The sequence below is a fragment of the Nitratireductor sp. ZSWI3 genome, assembly GCF_024655565.1.
In the GTDB taxonomy this organism is placed as follows: Bacteria; Pseudomonadota; Alphaproteobacteria; order Rhizobiales; family Rhizobiaceae; genus Nitratireductor.
Genome location: NZ_JANKOF010000189.1, coordinates 1 through 1608 on the forward strand (window position 1 = coordinate 1; position 1608 = coordinate 1608).

2 protein-coding genes and 1 pseudogene are annotated in these 1608 nt (G+C 67.6%); all 3 read left to right on the forward strand.

The features are described from left to right. Positions 1-406: pseudogene (locus NUU27_RS25275) on the forward strand (P-type conjugative transfer protein TrbL); the annotation flags it as partial. Further along, on the forward strand, positions 403-1092 hold the full coding sequence (gene trbF / locus NUU27_RS25280; RefSeq protein WP_257765052.1) for a conjugal transfer protein TrbF: 690 nt from the start codon (positions 403-405) through the stop codon (positions 1090-1092). The pseudogene NUU27_RS25275 and the gene trbF, both read left to right, overlap by 4 nt. Next, positions 1089-1608, forward strand: a 520-nt coding sequence (locus tag NUU27_RS25285; RefSeq protein ID WP_257765053.1) for a TrbG/VirB9 family P-type conjugative transfer protein, incomplete at its 3' end; no start/stop codon positions are given. The genes trbF and NUU27_RS25285, both read left to right, overlap by 4 nt.

Sequence of the window (1608 nt, forward strand, 5' to 3'; positions counted from 1 at the left end):
AGCAAGCGCGGCCTACAGCGTCAGTTCGCTCGGCCAGACCGGGGCTGCCGGTGTCGCCTCGGGACTCGGCGGTGTTGCTCGCGCCGCAGGGTCGGCCGCCGTCTCACCCCTCAAACGTGCCGCGACCCGCGCTGGAGCATCCGTCAAATCCAGCTTCGCCGAGGGCGCCCGCGCGGGCTTTGCCGCAGGTGGTGGGACATCATCCATCGGCACAGTCGGCGGCGCGCGGGACGTCGCGGCCGCATCATCTTCCGCCCCTGTCAGTGGCCCGCCCGCATGGGCGCAACGTATGCAGCGCCGGCAGGCGCTCAACCACGGCACCACCATGGCCGCGCATGCAGTCCGTTCCGGCGACGGCCACGGCTCCGGTTCTTCCGTCAATCTGTCCGAAAGTGACCGCTCATGAACCTCTTCAAACGACCCGCCACGCATTACGGCAAATCGCCCGAACCCGAGACGCCCTATCAGAAGGCCGCTCAGGCATGGGACGAGCGCATCGGCTCGACCCGCGTGCAGGCCAGGAGCTGGCGCTACATGGCCTTCGGCTCACTGATCCTGTCGGCCGGCTTTGCCGCCGCTCTTGTCTGGCAAACGGCGCGCGGCACGATCGTGCCCTGGGTGGTACAGGTCGACAATCTTGGCCAGGCGCAGGCGGTCGCGCCGGCCACGGCAGACTATCGGCCCACCGATCCGCAGATCGCCTTCCATCTCGGCCGCTTCATCGAACAGGTCCGCGCGATCCCGGCCGACGCCATCATCGTCCGCCAGAACTGGCTGCGCGCTTATGAGTTCACGACCGATCGCGGTGCGGCGGCGCTCAACGACTATGCCCGCGCCAACGATCCGTTCACCCGTGTCGGCCGTCAGCAGATCTCCATCGAAGTGTCAAGCGTAATCCGGGCCTCGCCCGACAGCTTCCGCGTGGCCTGGACCGAGCGCCATTACGAGAACGGCCAGCTCTCCACCACCGAGCGGTGGACGGCGATCCTCACCATCGTGATCCAGACGCCGCGCGACGCCGAGCGCCTGCGCGCCAATCCGCTCGGCATCTATGTTAATGCCATCAACTGGTCGCGGGAGATGAGCCAATGATCCGCAAGACGAAGCGCGAATTCGGTTCTGCGGCTTTCCGTAAACCCGGTCTTCTGGTTCTGCTGCTTTCTGCAACCGCACTGAGCGCTTGCGCCACGAACCGCACGCCGCAATTCACCTATGATGCCGACGTGCCCGCGCTGCCCGTAGTGCAGACGACCGCAACCGACGAACGGCCGCGGCCGCTGCACACGCCGCCGGCCTGGACCGTCGCGCGGGGCGGAACGGCGGCCAGCACGCCGGCAGGCAGCGTCGAGAACGCCAACGCCGCCGCCCGCGTCGAGCCACGACGCGAGGGGTATTACAACGCCATCCAGATTTATCCCTGGTCGGAAGGCGCGCTCTATCAGGTCTATGCCGCCGTCGGGCAGATCACGACGATTGCGCTGGAGCCGGGAGAGAGCCTGACCGGCGCGGGACCGATCGCGGCCGGCGACACCGCCCGCTGGATCATCGGCGATACGGCAAGCGGTTCGGGAACGACTCGCCGTGTGCATGTGCTGGTGAAGCCGACGC

Excerpts from the sequence above, each read along its gene's own strand:
- trbF (WP_257765052.1), top strand. The coding sequence starts at position 403 with ATGAACCTCTTCAAACGACCCGCCACGCATTACGGCAAATCGCCCGAA.